Below are 17,873 nucleotides of genomic sequence, written 5' to 3' on the forward strand. Positions count from 1 at the left end.
CACACCGGTCAGCCGTTTCCCGGCATTGATTCGACGCGGAATCGCCGAACCCGCCCGCCGGTGATGACCGGCCGAACGAACCGATACGTAAAGACGCATACAGGGAGACATAGAAGGTGACGATCCATGAGCACGACCGGGTGTCCGCTGATCGCGATGGAAATGGCCCCCACGTGTCGGCCGGGGAGACCCACGCTCTGGTCGACCGTCTGACGGCCGGCGAGCCGTACGCCGTTGCGTTCGGCGGCCAGGGCAGCGCCTGGCTGGAAACCCTCGAGGAACTGGTCTCGTCGGCCGGGATCGAATCGGACCTGGCAACGCTTGTCGGTGAGGTCGAGCTGCTGCTCGAGCCGGTGGCCAAGGAACTGGTCGTGGTGCGTCCGATCGGTTTCGAGCCGCTCGCCTGGGTGCGCGCGCTGGCGGCCGAGGACCCGGTCCCGTCGGACAAGCACCTGACGTCGGCCGCGGTGTCGATCCCCGGCGTGCTGCTCACTCAGATCGCCGCCGTGCGCGCTTTGGCGCGCCAGGGCATGGACCTCAAGGCCACCCCGCCGGTCGCGGTCGCCGGGCATTCCCAAGGGGTGCTCGCCGTCGAGGCCCTCAAGGCGGCGGGCGCCCGCGACGCCGAGCTGCTGGCGATGGCCCAGCTGATCGGCGCGGCCGGGACGCTGGTGGCCCGCCGGCGCGGGATCTCCGTGCTCGGTGATCGCCCACCGATGGTGTCGGTGACCAACGCCGACCCCGAGCGCATCAGCCGGTTGCTCGACGAGTTCGCGCAGGACGTCCGCACCGTCCTGCCGCCCGTGCTGTCCATCCGCAACGGCCGGCGTTCGGTGGTGATCACCGGGACGCCCGAACAGCTGTCCCGATTCGAGCTCTACTGCCAACAGATCTCGGAGAAGGAAGAGGCCGATCGCAAGAACAAGCTGCGCGGTGGGGACGTCTTCTCGCCCGTCTTCGATCCGGTCCAGGTGGAGGTCGGCTTCCACACGCCGCGGCTGGCCGACGGCATCGACATCGTCGGCGGCTGGGCCGAGAAGGTGGGCCTGGACGTCGCCCTGGCCCGCGAGCTGACCGAAGCGATCCTGGTGCGACGGGTCGACTGGGTCGAGGAGATCAGCCGTGTGCACGAGGCCGGCGCGCGCTGGATTCTGGACCTCGGTCCCGGTGACATCCTGACCCGGCTGACCGCGCCGGTCATCCGCGGACTGGGTGTCGGCATCGTGCCCGCCGCGACCCGCGGCGGGCAGCGCAACCTCTTCACCGTCGGGGCCGTCCCCGAGGTGGCGCGGGCGTGGTCGACCTACGCCCCGACCGTTGTTCGCCTGCCCGACGGCAGGGTCAAGCTTTCGACGAAGTTCACCCGGTTGACGGGCCGCTCGCCGATCCTGCTCGCGGGCATGACCCCGACCACCGTCGACGCCAAGATCGTCGCCGCCGCGGCCAACGCCGGGCACTGGGCCGAGCTGGCCGGCGGTGGGCAGGTCACCGAGGAAATCTTCGCCGGGCGCGTCGAGGAGCTCGCGACGCTGCTCGAGCCGGGCCGCACCTATCAATTCAACGCGCTGTTCCTCGACCCGTACCTGTGGAAGCTGCAGGTCGGCGGAAAGAGGTTGGTGCAGAAGGCGCGTCAGTCGGGTGCGGCTATCGACGGCCTGGTGATCAGTGCCGGCATCCCGGACCTGGAGGATGCCGTCGAGCTGATCGAGGAGCTGAACGACGTCGGCATCAGTCACGTCGTGTTCAAGCCCGGCACGGTCGAGCAGATCCGCTCGGTCATCCGCATCGCCACCGAGGTGCCCACCAAGCCGGTGATCATGCACATCGAGGGTGGGCGCGCCGGTGGCCACCACTCGTGGGAAGACCTCGACGACCTGTTGCTGGCAACGTATTCGGAGTTGCGGTCGCGCTCCAACATCACGGTCTGCGTCGGCGGTGGCATTGGCACCCCCGCGCGGGCGACCGAGTATCTGTCCGGGCGGTGGGCGCAGGCGTACGGCTTCCCGCTGATGCCGATCGACGGCATCCTGGTCGGCACCGCGGCGATGGCGACCAAGGAGGCCACCACCTCGCCGTCGGTCAAGCGCATGCTGGTCGAGACTCAAGGCACCGACCAGTGGGTCGGCGCCGGAAAAGCCGTGAACGGCATGGCTTCCAGTCGCAGCCAGCTCGGCGCCGACATCCACGAGATCGACAACAGCGCGTCGCGCTGCGGCCGACTTCTCGACGAGGTCGCCGGCGACGCGGACGCCGTCGCCGAGCGTCGCGACGAGATCATCGCGGCGATGGCGAACACGGCCAAGCCGTACTTCGGCGACGTCGCCGACATGACCTACCTGCAGTGGCTGCAACGCTACGTGGAGCTGGCCATCGGGGAGGGCAACTCCACCGCAGACACCGCCTCGCCCGGCAGCCCGTGGCTCGCCGACACGTGGCGCGACCGCTTCCAGCAGATGCTGCAGCGCGCCGAAGCCCGTTTGCACGCCAGCGATTCCGGCCCGATCGCCACGCTGTTCGGCGACGCGGCGCTGCTGGAGAGTCCGCAGCAGGCCATCGCCACGCTGCTCGCCGAATACCCGGACGCGCAAGCCGTGCAGCTGCACCCGGCCGACGTCCCCTTCTTCGTCACGCTGTGCAAGACGCCGGGCAAGCCGGTCAACTTCGTACCGGTCATCGACAAGGATGTGCGGCGCTGGTGGCGAAGCGACTCGCTGTGGCAGGCCCACGACGCCCGCTATGACGCCGAACAGGTGTGCATCATCCCGGGTACGGCGGCGGTCGCCGGCATCACCAGGATGGACGAACCCGTCGGTGAATTGCTGGACCGCTTCGAGCAGGCCGCCATCGACGAGGTGCTGGCGTCCAACGGGCAGCCCCGCGCGGTCGCGTCGCGCCGGATGGGTCGCGCCGACGTGACCGGGCCGCTGGCCGTCGTACTCGACGCCCCGGATGTGCAGTGGGCCGGCCGCACCGCGATCAACCCGGTCCACCGGATTGCCGACCCCGCCGATTGGCTCGTGCATGACGGGCCCGAAAGTCGCCGCGCCACACACTCGTCCACCGGAGCGCGGCTCGAGGTCGACGACGACCGGGTGGTGCTGAGCGTTCCGGTATCGGGGACCTGGATCGACATCCCGTTCACCCTGCCCGCCAACACCATTGACGGTGGCACCCCGGTGGTATCCACCGAGGACGCCGCCACCGCCATGCGGGCGGTGCTGGCGATCGCCGCCGGTGTCGACGGGCCGGAATTCCTGCCGGCGGTCGTCGGCGGGACGGCCACCGTGACGGTGGACTGGGATCCCGAGCGCGTCGCCGACCACACCGGTGTCACGGCCACCTTCTCCGAGCCGCTGGCGCCCGGCCTCACCACCGTGCCCGACGCGCTCGTGGGTCTGTGCTGGCCCGCGGTCTTCGCGGCGATCGGCTCGGCGGTCACCGACACCGGCGTCCCGGTCGTCGAGGGCCTGCTCAGCCTGGTGCACCTCGACCACGCCGCCCACGTGGTCGGCGCACTGCCCAAGGTCCCGGCCGAATTGGCAATCACCGCAACGGCTTCGGCGGCAATCGACACCGACATGGGCCGTGTCGTTCGCGTCGCGGTCACGATCGCCGGCGCCGACGGCGCGACGATCGCCAGTCTCGACGAGCGGTTCGCGATCCTGGGGCGCACCGGCTCCGCCGAACTCACCGAGCCGGTTCGGGCGGGCGGCGCGGTGTCGGAGAACGCGACCGACACCCCGCGTCGTCGCCGACGTGACGTCCGGCTGACCGCCCCGGTCGACATGCGGCCGTTCGCCGTGGTGTCCGGTGACCACAACCCGATCCACACCGACCGGGCGGCCGCCCTGCTGGCCGGCCTGGAATCGCCCATCGTGCACGGCATGTGGCTGTCGGCGGCCGCGCAGCACGCGGTGACGGCCACCGACGGCCAGGCCCGGCCTCCGGCCCGGTTGGTCGGCTGGACCGCGAGGTTCCTGGGCATGGTGCGTCCCGGCGACGAGGTCGACTTCCGCGTCGAGCGCGTCGGGATCGACCAGGGCGCAGAGGTTTTGGACGTGTCCGCCCGCATCGGGTCCGATCTGGTGATGTCGGCGACGGCGCGCCTGGCCTCCCCGCACACGGTGTATGCCTTCCCCGGTCAGGGGATTCAGCACAAGGGCATGGGCATGGACGTCCGCGCCCGCTCCAAGGCCGCCCGCAAGGTGTGGGACAAGGCGGACAAGTTCACCCGCGACACGCTGGGCTTCTCGGTGCTGCACGTGGTGCGCGACAACCCGACCAGCATCATCGCCAGCGGTGTGCACTACAACCACCCCGAGGGTGTGCTGTACCTGACGCAGTTCACCCAGGTCGCGATGGCGACCGTGGCGGCGGCGCAGGTCGCCGAGATGCGCGAGCAGGGCGCGTTCGTCGAGGATGCCATCGCCTGCGGCCACTCGGTCGGGGAGTACACGGCGCTGGCCTGCGTGACCGGCATCTACGAGCTGGAAGCGTTGCTGGAGACGGTGTTCCACCGCGGCTCCAAGATGCACGACATCGTGCCCCGCGACGAGCTGGGCCGTTCCAACTACCGGCTGGCGGCGATCCGGCCGTCGCAGATCGACCTGCCGGACGACGAGGTGCCCGCGTTCGTGGCCGATATTGCGGCGAAAACCGGTGAGTTTCTTGAGATCGTGAACTTCAACCTGCGTGGCTCGCAGTATGCGATCGCCGGCACGGTGCGCGGTCTCGAGGAGCTGGAAGCCGAGGTGGAGCGGCGTCGCGAGCTCACCGGCGGCAAGCGGTCGTTCATTCTGGTGCCGGGCATCGACGTGCCGTTCCACTCCCGGGTGCTGCGCGTCGGCGTGGCGGAGTTCCGCCGCTCACTGGAGCGCGTCATGCCGCGCGACAAGGATCCCGACGTCATCATCGGGCGCTACATCCCCAACCTGGTGCCGCGTCCGTTCACCCTGGACCGCGACTTCATCCAGGAGATCCGGGATTTGGTGCCCGCCGAGCCGCTCGATGCGATCCTCGCCGACTACGAGACCTGGCTGAGTGAGCGCCGCAACGAGATGGCGCGCATCGTCTTGATCGAGCTGCTGGCGTGGCAGTTCGCCAGCCCGGTGCGCTGGATCGAAACCCAGGACCTGTTGTTCACCGAGGAGGCCGCGGGCGGTTTGGGCGTGGAGCGGTTCGTCGAGATCGGCGTGAAGTCGGCGCCGACCGTCGCCGGGCTGGCCACCAACACCCTCAAGTTGCCCGAATACGCCCACAGCACAGTCGAAGTGCTCAACGCCGAGCGCGACGCCGCGGTGCTGTTCGCCACCGACACCGATCCCGAGCCAGAGGCTGACGAGGTCGAGGCTGATTCCGACGCTGCCGCGTCGGACGTCGGGCCCAACTCCAATGTCGCCCCCGACGGAGCAGCGGCTCCCGCCGCTGCTCCGTCGGGTGCTCCACGGCCGGACGACATCGGTTTCGATGCGGCCGACGCCACCCTGGCGCTGATCGCCCTGTCGGCCAAGATGCGCCTCGACCAGATCGAGGAGCTGGACTCCATCGAGTCCATCACCGACGGGGCCTCGTCGCGGCGCAACCAGCTGCTGGTGGACCTGGGTTCGGAGTTGAACCTGGGCGCCATCGACGGCGCCGCCGAGGCCGACCTGGCCGGGCTGCGTTCGCAGGTGACCAAGCTGGCGCGCACGTACAAGCCTTTCGGCCCAGTGCTTTCCGACGCGATCAACGACCAGCTGCGCACGGTGCTGGGGCCCTCGGGCAAGCGGCCGGCCGCGATCGCCGAGCGGGTCAAGAAGACCTGGGAGCTCGGCGACGGGTGGGCCAAGCACATCACGGTCGAAGTGGCGCTGGGAACCCGCGAGGGCACCAGCGTGCGCGGCGGCGCCATGGGCCACCTGCACGAGGGCGCTCTGGCCGACGCCGCGTCCGTCGACAAGGTCATCGACGCCGCGGTCGCCTCGGTCGCCGCCCGCCGCGGCATCGCGGTGGCGCTGCCGTCGTCGGGCGGCGGTGGCGGTGCCACGGTCGACGCGGCAGCGTTGAGCGAATTCACCGACCAGATCACCGGTCGCGACGGCGTGCTCGCCTCGGCCGCTCGGCTGATCCTCAACCAGTTGGGCCACGACGATCCCGTCAGCGCCATCCCGACGGCCACGGACGCCGAGCTCATCGATCTGGTCACCGCCGAACTCGGCGCGGACTGGCCGCGTCTTGTCGCGCCGGCGTTCGACGCCAAGAAGGCCGTCGTGTTCGACGACCGGTGGGCGAGCGCGCGCGAGGACCTGGTCACGCTCTGGCTGACCGACGAGGGCGACATCGACGCGCAGTGGCAGAGCCTGTCCGAAAGGTTCGAGGGCGCAGGCCATGTCGTGGCCACCCAGGCCACCTGGTGGCAGGGCAAGTCGCTGGCGGCCGGTCGCCAGATTCACGCGTCGCTGTACGGCCGCATCGCCGCGGGCGCGGAGAACCCCGATCCCGGCCCCTACAGCAACGAGGTTACCGTGGTGACGGGCGCCTCGAAGGGTTCGATCGCGGCGTCGGTGGTCGCGCGGCTGCTCGACGGTGGAGCCACGGTCATCGCCACCACATCGAAGCTCGACGAGGAGCGGCTGGCGTTCTACCGCGGGCTGTATCGGGATCACGCCCGCTACGGCGCGGCGCTATGGGTGGTCGCCGCCAACATGGCGTCCTACTCCGACATCGACGCGCTGGTCGAATGGATCGGCACCGAGCAGACCGAAAGCCTTGGGCCGCAATCGATTCACATCAAGGACGCGCAGACCCCCACGCTGCTGTTCCCGTTCGCGGCGCCCCGGGTGGCCGGCGACCTCTCGGAGGCCGGTTCGCGCTCCGAGATGGAGATGAAGGTGCTGTTGTGGGCGGTGCAGCGGCTGATCGGCGGGCTGTCCAAGATCGGCGCCGAGCGCGACATCGCGTCGCGGCTGCACGTCGTGTTGCCCGGCTCGCCCAACCGCGGAATGTTCGGCGGTGACGGCGCATACGGCGAAGCCAAGTCGGCGCTGGATGCGTTGGTGAGCCGTTGGCACGCCGAATCCTCCTGGGCGTCGCGGGTCAGCCTGGCGCACGCGCTGATCGGGTGGACCCGCGGCACCGGACTGATGGGACACAACGACGCCATCGTCGACGCCGTCGAGGAGGCCGGTGTCACCACCTACTCCACCGACGAGATGGCGGCCATGCTGCTGGACCTGTGCGACGTCGAGTCGAAGGTCGCGGCGGCCGGCGCGCCGATCAAGGCGGACCTGACCGGCGGTCTCGGCGAAGCCAACCTGGACATGGCCGAACTGGCCGCCAAGGCCCGGGAGCAGGCCACGTCGAGCGACCAGGCAACGGAAGGCGTTGCGCCCGAGGGCACCATCGCCGCGCTGCCGTCCCCACCGCGCGGCTTCACCCCGGCACCCCCGCCGGAATGGGCGGACCTCGACGTCGACCCGGCCGACCTGGTGGTCATCGTCGGTGGCGCCGAGATCGGACCCTACGGTTCGTCGCGCACCCGGTTCGAGATGGAGGTCGACAACGAACTGTCGGCGGCGGGCGTCCTGGAGCTGGCGTGGACCACGGGACTGCTCCGCTGGGAGGACGACCCGCAACCCGGTTGGTACGACACGGAATCTGGCGATCTGGTCGACGAGGCCGAGCTGGTGGAGCGTTACCACGACGTCGTCGTGGAGCGGGTGGGCATTCGCGAGTTCGTCGACGACGGCGCGATCGACCCCGATCACGCGTCGCCGTTGCTGGTGTCGGTGTTCCTGGACAAGGACTTCACCTTCGTCGTCTCCTCGGAGGCCGACGCTCGCGGGTTCGTCGAATTCGATCCGGAGCACACCGTCATTCGGCCGGTCCCCGATTCGAGCGACTGGCAGGTCACTCGCAAGGCCGGCACCGAGATCCGGGTACCGCGCAAGACCAAGCTGTCGCGGGTCGTCGGCGCGCAGATCCCCACCGGATTCGATCCGACCGTGTACGGCATCAGCCAGGACATGGCCAGCTCCACCGACCGGGTGGCGCTGTGGAACATCGTCGCGACCGTCGATGCGTTCCTGTCGGCGGGGTTCACCCCGACCGAGCTGATGCGGTGGGTCCACCCCGGCATGGTGGCCAGCACCCAGGGCACCGGCATGGGCGGGATGACGTCGATGCAGACCATGTATCACGGCAACCTGCTCGGCCGGAACAAGCCGAATGACATCCTGCAGGAAGTGCTGCCGAATGTCGTCGCCGCGCATGTCATTCAGAGCTATGTGGGCAGCTACGGCGCGATGATCCACCCGGTCGGCGCGTGCGCGACCGCGGCGGTGTCGGTCGAGGAGGGCGTCGACAAGATCCGCCTCGGCAAGGCCGAACTGGTGGTGGCCGGCGGCTTCGACGACCTGACGCTGGAAGCGATCATCGGCTTCGGTGACATGGCGGCCACCGCCGACACCTCCATGATGCGCGGCCGGGGCATTCACGATTCGAAGTTCTCCCGGCCCAACGACCGGCGGCGCCTTGGATTCGTCGAGGCGCAGGGCGGCGGCACCATCCTGCTCGCCCGCGGTGACCTGGCCCTCAAGATGGGTCTGCCGGTGCTGGCTGTGGTGGCCTACGCGCAGTCGTTCGCCGACGGCGTGCACACCTCGATCCCGGCCCCCGGTCTGGGCGCACTGGGCGCCGGCCGCGGCGGCAAGGATTCGGCGTTGGCGCGCTCGCTGGCCAAGCTTGGCGTCGGCGCCGACGACATCGCGGTGATCTCCAAGCACGACACATCGACTCTGGCCAACGATCCCAACGAGACCGAGCTGCACGAGCGGCTGGCCGACTCGCTGGGCCGCTCGGAGGGCGCCCCGCTGTTCGTGGTGTCGCAGAAGAGCCTCACCGGACACGCCAAGGGCGGCGCGGCCGTCTTCCAGATGATGGGCCTGTGCCAGATGCTGCGCGACGGGGTGATTCCGCCCAACCGCAGCCTCGACTGCGTCGACGACGAGCTCGCCGGGTCGGCCCACTTCGTCTGGGTGCGTGAGACGCTGCGTCTGGGCGAGAAGTTCCCGCTCAAAGCGGGGATGCTGACCAGCCTCGGGTTCGGCCACGTGTCCGGGCTGGTGGCGCTGGTGCACCCGCAGGCCTTCATCGCCGCGCTCGACCCCGAGCAGCGCGCGGACTACCAGAAGCGCGCGGAGGCGCGGCTGCTGGCCGGTCAGCGCCGGTTGGCCTCGGCGATCGCCGGCGGCGCGCCGATGTACGAGCGGCCACCGGACCGTCGCTTCGACCACGACGTACCGGAGAAGCGGCAGGAGGCGGCGATGCTGCTGAACCCGGCGTCGCGGCTGGGCGAGGGCGATGCCTACGAGGTCTCGGCCGGATGACGTCGTCGACCGTCCGTTAGCCTGGCGTCCCATGGGAATTGTCGGTGTGGGGATCGATGTCGTCTCCATCCCTGATTTCGCCGAGCAGGTCGACCAGCCGGGAACCGTCTTCTCCGAGACGTTCACACCCGGTGAGCGCCGCGACGCCTCGGACAAGAGCTCCTCGGCCGCGCGCCACCTGGCGGCCCGCTGGGCGGCCAAGGAGGCGGTGATCAAGGCCTGGTCGGGATCGCGGTTCGCGCAGCGGCCCGTGCTGCCCGAGGACATCCACCGCGACATCGAGGTGGTCACCGACATGTGGGGGCGCCCGCGGGTGCGGCTGAGCGGCGACATCGCCAAGCACCTGGCCGACGTGACGATTCACGTGTCGCTGACGCACGAGGGGGACACCGCCGCCGCGGTGGCGATCCTGGAGACGACCTGAGCGTTGCCGAGCGCCCGTGTTTGTACACAACACGCCGGTAAACAGTGACATTTTGGGGACGCTCGCCGGGAGGGTCCGCCGGCCGGGGGACTAGCCTCGACGGCATGAGTGATCTTGTGGAGCGCGTCCGCGAGGTGTTGCCGTCGGTGCGGCGCGACCTCGAAGACCTGGTGCGCATCGAATCGGTGTGGGCAGACCCGGGCCGTCGTGACGAGGTCCACCGCAGCGCGCGAACGGTGGCGGACCTGTTGTCGCAGGCCGGATTTGGCGATGTGCAGATCGTCAGCGAGGACGGCGCCCCTGCAGTCATCGCGCGGCATCCCGCGCCGCCGGGCGCGCCGACCGTGCTGCTCTACGCCCACCACGACGTGCAGCCCGAAGGCGATGCCGGCCAGTGGGCGTCGCCACCCTTCGAACCCACCGAACGAGGTGGCCGACTCTACGGACGCGGTAGCGCCGACGACAAGGCCGGCATCGCAACGCATTTGGCGGCCTTCAGGGCACACGGCGGGCAACCGCCGGTCGGCGTGACCGTCTTCGTGGAGGGCGAGGAGGAATCCGGCTCGCCGTCGCTAGGCCGGTTGCTGGCCGCACACCGCGACGCGCTGGCGGCCGACGTGATCGTCATCGCCGACTCGGACAACTGGAGCACCGACGTTCCGGCGCTGACGGTTTCGCTACGGGGGCTGGTCGACTGCGTGGTGGAGGTCGCCACCCTCGACCACGGCCTGCACTCCGGCCTGTGGGGCGGGGTGGTGCCCGACGCGCTGAGCGTCCTGGTTCGGCTGCTGGCCAGCCTGCACGACGACGACGGCAACGTGGCCGTCGCCGGCCTGCACGAAAGCACCGCCGCCGCAGTGGATTACCCGCCCGAGCGGGTGCGTGCGGACTCCGGGCTGCTGGACGGTGTGTCCGAGATCGGTTCCGGTCCGGCGCCGCAGCGGCTGTGGGCCAAACCAGCGATCACCGTGATCGGCATCGACACCACGCCCATCGAAAAGGCGTCGAACACGCTGATCCCGCGCGCCCGGGCGAAGATCAGCATGCGGGTCGCACCGGGCGGCGACGCCGGGGAGCACCTTTACGCGCTGATGTCGCATCTGGAAAAGCACGCCCCGTGGGGCGCGCGGGTGACCGTCACCCGCGGAGACATCGGCGAGCCTTACGCCATCGACGCCAGCGGCCCGGTGTACGACGCCGCGCGGGCGGCCTTCCGGCAGGCGTGGGGCACCGACCCGATCGACATGGGCATGGGTGGCTCGATTCCATTCATTGCCGAGTTCGCCGCCGCTTTCCCGCAGGCCAAGATCCTGGTCACCGGCGTCGAGGACCCCGGCACCCAGGCGCACAGCATCAACGAGAGCCTGCACCTGGGCGTGCTGGAACGCGCGGCGATGGCCGAGGCGCTGTTGCTGGCCAACCTGGCTTGACGGGCTTAACCGGAGCGGTTAACGCTCCGGGGTTCACACCTCGAGGTCGCGGCGCAGTTTGGCGACGTGCCCGGTGGCCTTGACGTTGTACTGCGCGAGCGCGATCTTGCCCTTTTCGTCGACCACGAAGGTCGAGCGAATCACGCCCTGCACGGTCTTGCCGTACATCTGCTTCTCGCCGTAGGCGCCCCAGGCCGTCAGCACCTTGCGCTCGGGATCCGACAGCAGCGGGAACGTCAGCTTCTCCGCGTCGCGGAACTTGGCCAGCTTCTCCGGCTTGTCGGGGGAGATGCCGATCACGTCGAGGCCGGCGTCGCTGAGTTCGTGCAGGTTGTCGCGGAAGTCACAGGCTTGTTTGGTGCAGCCCGGCGTGGAGGCCGCCGGGTAGAAGTACACGATGACGCGGCGCCCCTTGTAGTCGGCCAGCGACACCTGGTTGCCGTCGGCGTCGGGCAGGCTGAAGGAGGGCGCTTTGTCGCCCGGCGCAAGCCGCGTGGTCTCGGCCATCTTCTGGGCCCCTTTCTGTTCACCGGAGCGTTGGGGTTACCGCCAGCTGATCTAGGGTAGTGCGTCAGGTGCATCAGGCCGATTGGGAGGACAGACACGTGGCGGACCGGGACCCCGAGGCCATCAAGCGGGACATCGACGTCGCCCGCGATCAGCTGGCGGCCACCGTCGACACTCTTGCCGTGCGGGCCAACCCGCGCCGCCTCGCCGATGACCTGAAGGCTAAGGCGATCGAGTTCGTGAAGAAACCAGCGGTGACGGTGACCCTGGCCGGCGTCGGTGCGCTCGTGGTCGTGGTGGTGGTGCACCGGGTGCGCAACCGCTGACAAGTCAGGTCATGCCGGCGCCCGTGCCGCTCTGCACGTGCACCGGAATGTCGTCGTCCCAGGGCTGCGCCGCGACCATGTCCTCGACGTCGACGTAGCCGCGCTCGAATTCGCCGGTCGCCGCGTCGACAAGCCGGTATTCCTGCCGCTGGACGTGGATGGGTTGTGCGTCCAGAATGACCACCCGCACGTCACCGGGCTGGAAATCGCAGCGCTGCTGTAGGGCCTCGATCAGGCATTCGTTGTGCATGTGCCCGTCGCCGAAGTTCCAGCCCAGCACCATCGAGCACAGGACCTCGCCCTCGCACAGGTTGTAGTCGTCCTCGTCGTAGCCGGCCAGCGCGCGGTGCACCAGGGTGAACAGCGCCCGGCCGTGGGTGTTCATCCCGCGGAACGCCATGGCGAGGTGAAGCGGGACCAGCGTCCCCTCCTTGGAGCCGTAGAGGCGCTGGAGCTGCAGGTGTTGCATCGGCCCCAACGCGCGCGACCCGGTGCGGAACTTCTCGTCGACCGATGGCTTGACGCACCATACGGTGGTGTCCCAGTTGCCCGCGTAGTACCGCATGCCCGGCAGGAAGGACACCTTGCGCGGGTAGAGGTTTCCGACGACGACGATTCCGGCGATGACCACGAACAGGATCGCCACCGGCAACGGGTGGGCCAAATCGGACAGTCCGAGGCGGGCGTGCGCCACGAAGAGCGACAGCACCCCGAACATCATGAACACGTTCCACTCCAACGGCACCCCCATCGGGAAGGCCAACAGGATGTTCAGGTGGAACACGATCATCACGAACGCGGCGATGGCCGTGGGCCAGCCACCGTGGGAGAAGAGCAATGCCAGCGGCACCAGGCCTTCCACGGCGGTGGAGAAGTGCGCGATGAACCCGGCCAGCGCGCTGGGGCGCAGGTCGTCTGGATAGCGCTTGAACATCGACCGTTTGAGCGGGCCCGACGGGATGAACGGGTTGTTCGCCAGCATCGTCGAGATGACGAACGGGAAGTGCCGGTTGAGCTTTGACGTGGCCGCCCCCAGCCAGATGACCATGAAGACCACCTTGGCCCCGATGATCGAGTCCGCCCCGGAGAACAAGAACACCAGTGCGAGCGGCGCGTAGACCTCACCGCGAGCGGCCAGGAAGATGACCTTGTCGCGCAGGCCGACGACAGCCAGGACCGCCAGGATCGCCACGGTGTGCCAGGGCGCCAACACCCCAATCTGGGTGTGCAGGGCGGGGATTGGGCCGGTGCCATCGGAGACCAACGCGATCGCCAGCAACACCAGCAGAGCGGCGTAGAGCGCCGCGTCGATCGGGCTGCGTACGGTGCCCTTGGTCAGCGGGACCCGGTTGGGCCAGGGTGGCAACCGGATGGTGCCGGGCCGCAGCCAGTACAGGATGGAGCCCATCGGCGGGAAGTAACGCCCGGCCAGTGGGCCGAAGCAGCAACCCAGGCCGACGACTTCGAACAGCATCGTGTACAGCACGGCCTTCTCGAACACGATCGGCTCCGACCACCAGGCGGCGATGCCCGTGAAGCTGCCGATGCCCGTCGTGCACCACCCGAACACCCAGCCGCCGAGGACGTACAGCGCGATCTTCGCGCCGTACATCACATGCATCACCAGCGGGGTGCCGAACCCGTTTTCCGCGATGTGACGCACCATCGGCACGATCCGTCGCGCGCGGCTCTGCTTGCTCCATTCGGCCATGTCGACGACGGGCAGATTCGGCTGGATGAACCCCATGGCGGCTCCTTCGGCGCACTCGTCCCACTGACCCCGGCCGCGCCGTGGGCGCTGACCGGTGCCAGCAAAAACTACCTGGAGCAACAGCTATCGTGTGGGCATACGGCGGCAAAAATTTCGTCGGTTCCTTGCGTCTCGCTGGCGGTCGGTTTTCGCCTCTAGATGGCCAGTCGCTGCGTGCGGCGCCGCGTTGTCCGGATGTTACGTACGAACTCAAATAACCTGCAGGTCAGTAGTTTTCGGGACTTGAGAAAGTGGCACGACCGACTCGGCCACGGATGGGGCCGAATCCCGGCGGCCGGGCCCGTTTTCGGCGGCGGACGGTACCGCCGACCCGCATTTCGTACGCCTCCAACGGCGGTGGACCGGCAAACAATGCGGGACGGAAGCGGCTATCAACTGCAAAACCATTGTGTAGGGCTGCCTTTCGGGCCGAGTCGACGCCGCCCGGGTCACGTTGGTCACCAACCCGACGCCGCACATCTGACTTTGATCGTTTTCACAGCTCATTGGTGGCCAGCTGGCAAGTAACGTCTTGTATAGTCCTGCCACTGTGGGCCGTGAGAGCGCTCGGATGACCCGACGACGGCGGTCGATCGTCGCCGTCGTGTCCGCGCTGAGCCTGTTCATCGCCTTGATCGCGGGATCCTCTCTGCGTCCGCAATTCGCGGCGGGCACACTCCCGGAGCCGGCGGCCTGGACCCACGGCACCCACAGTGCGCACACGCAAGCCGGTGAGGCGCCAGCTCACGCGGCCCAAGCCAGCAGTCGTCTGCACCACGGCCTGGCGACTGGGGCCACGCCGACGGACAAGAAACCCTTCCACAGCATGTGGATGACGCGTGAGTTGCCGAACAGTTGGCCCCCCATGTCGTCGCACGCTGCCTGGCTGGTCCTCCCGATGTCTTTCGCCCCAGCGTCTTCGACCAGCTGGGCTCCGCCCACGGTGGCTCCGCCCGGTCGCGATATTTCGAACAGGCTCTGCGTCATCCGCTGCTGAGAGGTCGGCGCAAATTCTTCGTGCGTCCGACTAGGCCGTGAGGTCAACGCGCGCACCAACCTGCCTTGATGATGTTGCGCGTTTGCGCGCGCGCAAGGCAATCACCTGAGCGGCTAATGCCGTTCCTTCAACCCTTGCGACGCGCCGAGGGTCGGCCTGTCGCCTTCCCCTTGAGGAACAGCCATGTTCAACAGCAGCACTCATCCCTGTCTCGCGTGCCGGGGGGGATGGCAATGAACTCGCCGGGGCACGAGTCCAATCCGCGACACGTACCTCCGGGCTGCCCGCTCGGCGCATGCGGACCACAGACGTTCCACCTACCGAGGCTGGAGCATTCCACGTTGCCGCTGGCCGCCGATCGAGGCGTGGGATGGAAGGCCTTGCGGGACGCCGGGCCCGTCGTCTTCATGAACGGCGCGTATTACCTGACCCGCCGCGAGGATGTGCTGGCGGCGCTATGCCAACCCAACCTCTTCTCGGCGCATTTGGCGCTCCAGCCTCCCGGCAGCCCGGTGCCGGTGCTGCCGTCGGCGTTCGACCCTCCCGAGCACACCCGCTACCGCAAGATCCTGCAACCGCACTTCAGCCCGCACGCCTTGGCCAGATCCAGGCCCGTGATGGAACGCCACGCCGTCGACATGATCGCTGATCTCGCCGGTCGAGGCGGATGCGAGGTGATGGCGGATTTCGCGCGGCTCTACCCCTACCAGGTGTTCATGGACCTCTACGGGCTGCCGCTGGAAGACCGGGACCGTGTGATCGGCTGGAAGGACGCCGCAGTGAACGGCGGGCCCGAGGGGAACGAGCTACTGGAATATTTCACCGACGCCATCTTGCGTCGTCGGCAGAAACCTGGCTCGGACTTCTTGTCGCAAATAATGACGAGCCCGGGTGAATTGAGTGATCTCGAGCTCCTCGGTCTGAGCCACCTGCTGGTGTTGTCCGGTCTGGACACCGTGGCCGCGGCCATCGGGTTCTCGCTGTTCGAACTGGCGCGCAGACCCCACCTGCGCAGGGAACTTCGCGACGAGCCAGGGCAGGTCAAGGTTTTCATCGAAGAGATCGTCCGACTCGAGCCGGCGGCCCCGTTGGCGGCGCGGGTGACCACGGACTTCGTCAAGGTAGGTGGCATGACCCTTCCACCCGGCACATCAGTGCGGTTGTGTACGGCCGCGATCAACCGGGACGGTACCGACGAGATATCGACCGACGACTTAGTCATGGACGGAAAGGTGCACCGCCACTGGGGATTTGGGGGCGGACCGCATCGCTGCATCGGCTCCCACATGGCGCGCATAGAGCTGACGATCGTCGTCGACGAGTGGCTTAAGCACATCCCAGACTTCGAAGTGGCGCGGGATTACGTCCCGAAGATCAAGTTTCCTTCGAAGAGTTTTGCCCTCGAGTCGCTCCCGGTGAGCTGGGGCAAACTCGCCGCCGCCGATGAGGTGAGCGCGGCCGGCTCGGGCTGCGGCGGGAAAGTTCGATGAACCGAACAGCTGGCGGCGCGTGTCGTGCGGGCCCCGCCGATCGCCCATCCTGGCCGCGACAACCGACGCATCGATGCTGATGTGGGGGCGACACGCTGCGTGAATAGGTCTGTGGTGCGCCGTCAGGGTTTCGAACCCCGGACCCGCTGATTAAGAGTCAGCTGCTCTACCAACTGAGCTAACGGCGCTTTCGACGGCCGAGACCGCGTACGCGACAATAACAGGCGTCCTGCCGCGGTGTGAAATCCTCCGATCCCCTCCAGGATAGACGCCCTGCCATGGCAGGCAGGACCTGTGGCGCATGGTCACGGGGACAGCTCAGAACAGCGTCCCGCAGTACGGGGCCCGGTCGGTGGCGAAGGCTGAATCCAGCTCGCGGATCGTGCCCGGCCGCAGCTCGGTGATCCGGCCGGTTCGGCTGAGTTCGGAGGCGCCGTGCGCACCCGTATAGATCGTGGCGAGATCGGCCAGGCTGATCTTCACGTCGGCGGGACCGTCGTGCGGCGTGCACTTTCCCACGCCATCGCGGGTCTGGAGGGCGAATTGCCCGCCCGCCAGGCCGAGCGGGTCGTCGACTTCCAGCGTGACCTCGGCGTCCGCGGCATAGGCGCGGTTGCCGAGCACTTCGGGGACATCGTTGATCCGCACCCACAGGAAATCGTTCACGCCGGTGGTCTCCGCGGCCCGCAGGTCGGTGAGCTTGAGCGGCAGCGGGTCGTCAACCGGCACGTCGATCTCGACGGTGTCGAACATCTCCAAGACCAGCAATGTCTGCAGCAACTCGGTGTGCGCCTCGTCCGTGACGGGGCAGAAGTCTTCAACCACCACGGTCCCCAACGGGGGTCGGTACCCGTGGTTCGACTGGCCAACGACCCGATACGTCAAGAAGCCGTCTGGATGGATCGTGTAGTTCAACGCGGTCCCGTTCCCGCGCTGGCTTGGCCTGTCCTCGAAGTAGTCCGCCCACCAGGCTTCGTCGCGGGTCACCGCGCCGGGCGTTGTGGCGCACCATCTTTCGTAGATTTTCGGCAGCAGGCGTTGCGCCTCCTCGGTGTGCACCTCGCGAGCCCGGATATCGCTCGGCGGGGTGCGCAGCTTGGCAAATCGACGGTCGATGCGGTAGCTGCGGAGGTAGCTCGCGACGCCGGCGCCGAAGCCGTCGTACATCGCGGTCTGCGTCGGCACACCGAAGACGATCGGATAGTCGCGGTCGATGAGGATGCCCAGCCCCTTGGCGCTGAGCTGTCCCCATACCCCCTTGCCCTGATGCGTTGACGCGACGGCGATCATCGTCAGCCACGCGGCCCGCAGGCTGGTCCCACCCGGCACCGTGAGCTGCGTGGGGTAGATGATGGACGTTCCGACCAGCAACGGCCGTTGCGGATCGGAGACGTCCTCGGCTACCAGGATGTCGTCGACTTTGACGCGGCGTTTCCACGCCTCGATGCCGCACGCGTCGACCGGGTCCCCGAAAGTGCGAGCCTGGTTCCGGTAAACCGCCTGCAAGTCGTCTTCGGTCGGATGTCTCATGCTGATGGCGTTGTCCATCGAATTCATCGCTGATCCAATCCGCTTATAGCCCAG

Annotated in this window: 8 protein-coding genes and 1 tRNA gene; 5 read left to right on the forward strand and 4 right to left on the reverse strand. The window is 68.3% G+C overall.

Going from position 1 to position 17,873, the window contains the following annotated elements; all coding sequences use genetic code 11:
- Positions 1–116 precede the first annotated feature (116 nt).
- The 3 genes from A5692_RS17150 (at position 117) to A5692_RS17160 (ending at position 11,219) form a co-directional block, all read left to right on the forward strand.
- Entirely contained in the window at positions 117–9,365 is a 9,249-nt protein-coding gene (locus tag A5692_RS17150; RefSeq protein WP_068057953.1) for a type I polyketide synthase, read from the forward strand.
- A gap of 31 nt (positions 9,366–9,396) precedes the next feature.
- A complete protein-coding gene (locus tag A5692_RS17155) occupies positions 9,397–9,789 on the forward strand; it encodes a holo-ACP synthase (RefSeq protein WP_065444533.1) in 393 nt (130 codons plus the stop codon).
- A gap of 104 nt (positions 9,790–9,893) precedes the next feature.
- Positions 9,894–11,219 (forward strand): dipeptidase, encoded by a 1,326-nt coding sequence (locus tag A5692_RS17160; RefSeq protein WP_068057955.1) that lies wholly within the window; start codon positions 9,894–9,896, stop codon positions 11,217–11,219.
- A gap of 33 nt (positions 11,220–11,252) precedes the next feature.
- Here the strand turns inward: A5692_RS17160 and bcp are convergent, their stop codons facing one another.
- Complete coding sequence (bcp, locus tag A5692_RS17165) at positions 11,253–11,726, reverse strand: thioredoxin-dependent thiol peroxidase (RefSeq protein ID WP_068057957.1); 474 nt, start codon at positions 11,724–11,726, stop codon at positions 11,253–11,255.
- 98 nt (positions 11,727–11,824) lie between these two features.
- Here bcp and A5692_RS17170 point away from each other — a divergent pair, with 98 nt between their 5' ends.
- On the forward strand, positions 11,825–12,052 hold the full coding sequence (locus A5692_RS17170) for a DUF3618 domain-containing protein (protein ID WP_067923571.1): 228 nt from the start codon (positions 11,825–11,827) through the stop codon (positions 12,050–12,052).
- 4 nt (positions 12,053–12,056) lie between these two features.
- Here A5692_RS17170 and A5692_RS17175 read toward each other — a convergent pair whose 3' ends face one another.
- Positions 12,057–13,799 carry a DUF3556 domain-containing protein gene (locus tag A5692_RS17175; RefSeq protein ID WP_068057960.1) on the reverse strand — a complete coding sequence of 581 codons (1,743 nt, stop codon included), beginning with the start codon at positions 13,797–13,799 and terminating at the stop codon, positions 12,057–12,059.
- A 1,341-nt stretch (positions 13,800–15,140) separates the two neighbouring features.
- Here A5692_RS17175 and A5692_RS17185 point away from each other — a divergent pair.
- Positions 15,141–16,289 carry a cytochrome P450 gene (locus tag A5692_RS17185; protein ID WP_369830298.1) on the forward strand — a complete coding sequence of 383 codons (1,149 nt, stop codon included), beginning with the start codon at positions 15,141–15,143 and terminating at the stop codon, positions 16,287–16,289.
- Between the two features lie 112 nt (positions 16,290–16,401).
- Here the strand turns inward: A5692_RS17185 and A5692_RS17190 are convergent.
- Positions 16,402–16,477, reverse strand: a tRNA-Lys gene (locus A5692_RS17190).
- 130 nt (positions 16,478–16,607) lie between these two features.
- Complete coding sequence (locus A5692_RS17195) at positions 16,608–17,846, reverse strand: GNAT family N-acetyltransferase (protein WP_068057965.1); 1,239 nt, start codon at positions 17,844–17,846, stop codon at positions 16,608–16,610.
- Positions 17,847–17,873: the final 27 nt, after the last annotated feature.

It is taken from the genome of Mycobacterium sp. E342 (genome assembly GCF_001667665.1).
Taxonomy (GTDB): Bacteria; Actinomycetota; Actinomycetes; order Mycobacteriales; family Mycobacteriaceae; genus Mycobacterium.

What these genes read in the sequence shown, in the direction of transcription:
- A5692_RS17155 (WP_065444533.1), top strand. Translation starts at nt 9,397, where the DNA reads ATGGGAATTGTCGGTGTGGGGATCGATGTCGTCTCCATCCCTGATTTC.
- A5692_RS17160 (WP_068057955.1), top strand. Translation starts at nt 9,894, where the DNA reads ATGAGTGATCTTGTGGAGCGCGTCCGCGAGGTGTTGCCGTCGGTGCGG.
- bcp (WP_068057957.1), bottom strand. Translation starts at nt 11,726, where the DNA reads ATGGCCGAGACCACGCGGCTTGCGCCGGGCGACAAAGCGCCCTCCTTC.
- A5692_RS17175 (WP_068057960.1), bottom strand. Translation starts at nt 13,799, where the DNA reads ATGGGGTTCATCCAGCCGAATCTGCCCGTCGTCGACATGGCCGAATGG.
- A5692_RS17195 (WP_068057965.1), bottom strand. Translation starts at nt 17,846, where the DNA reads ATGAATTCGATGGACAACGCCATCAGCATGAGACATCCGACCGAAGAC.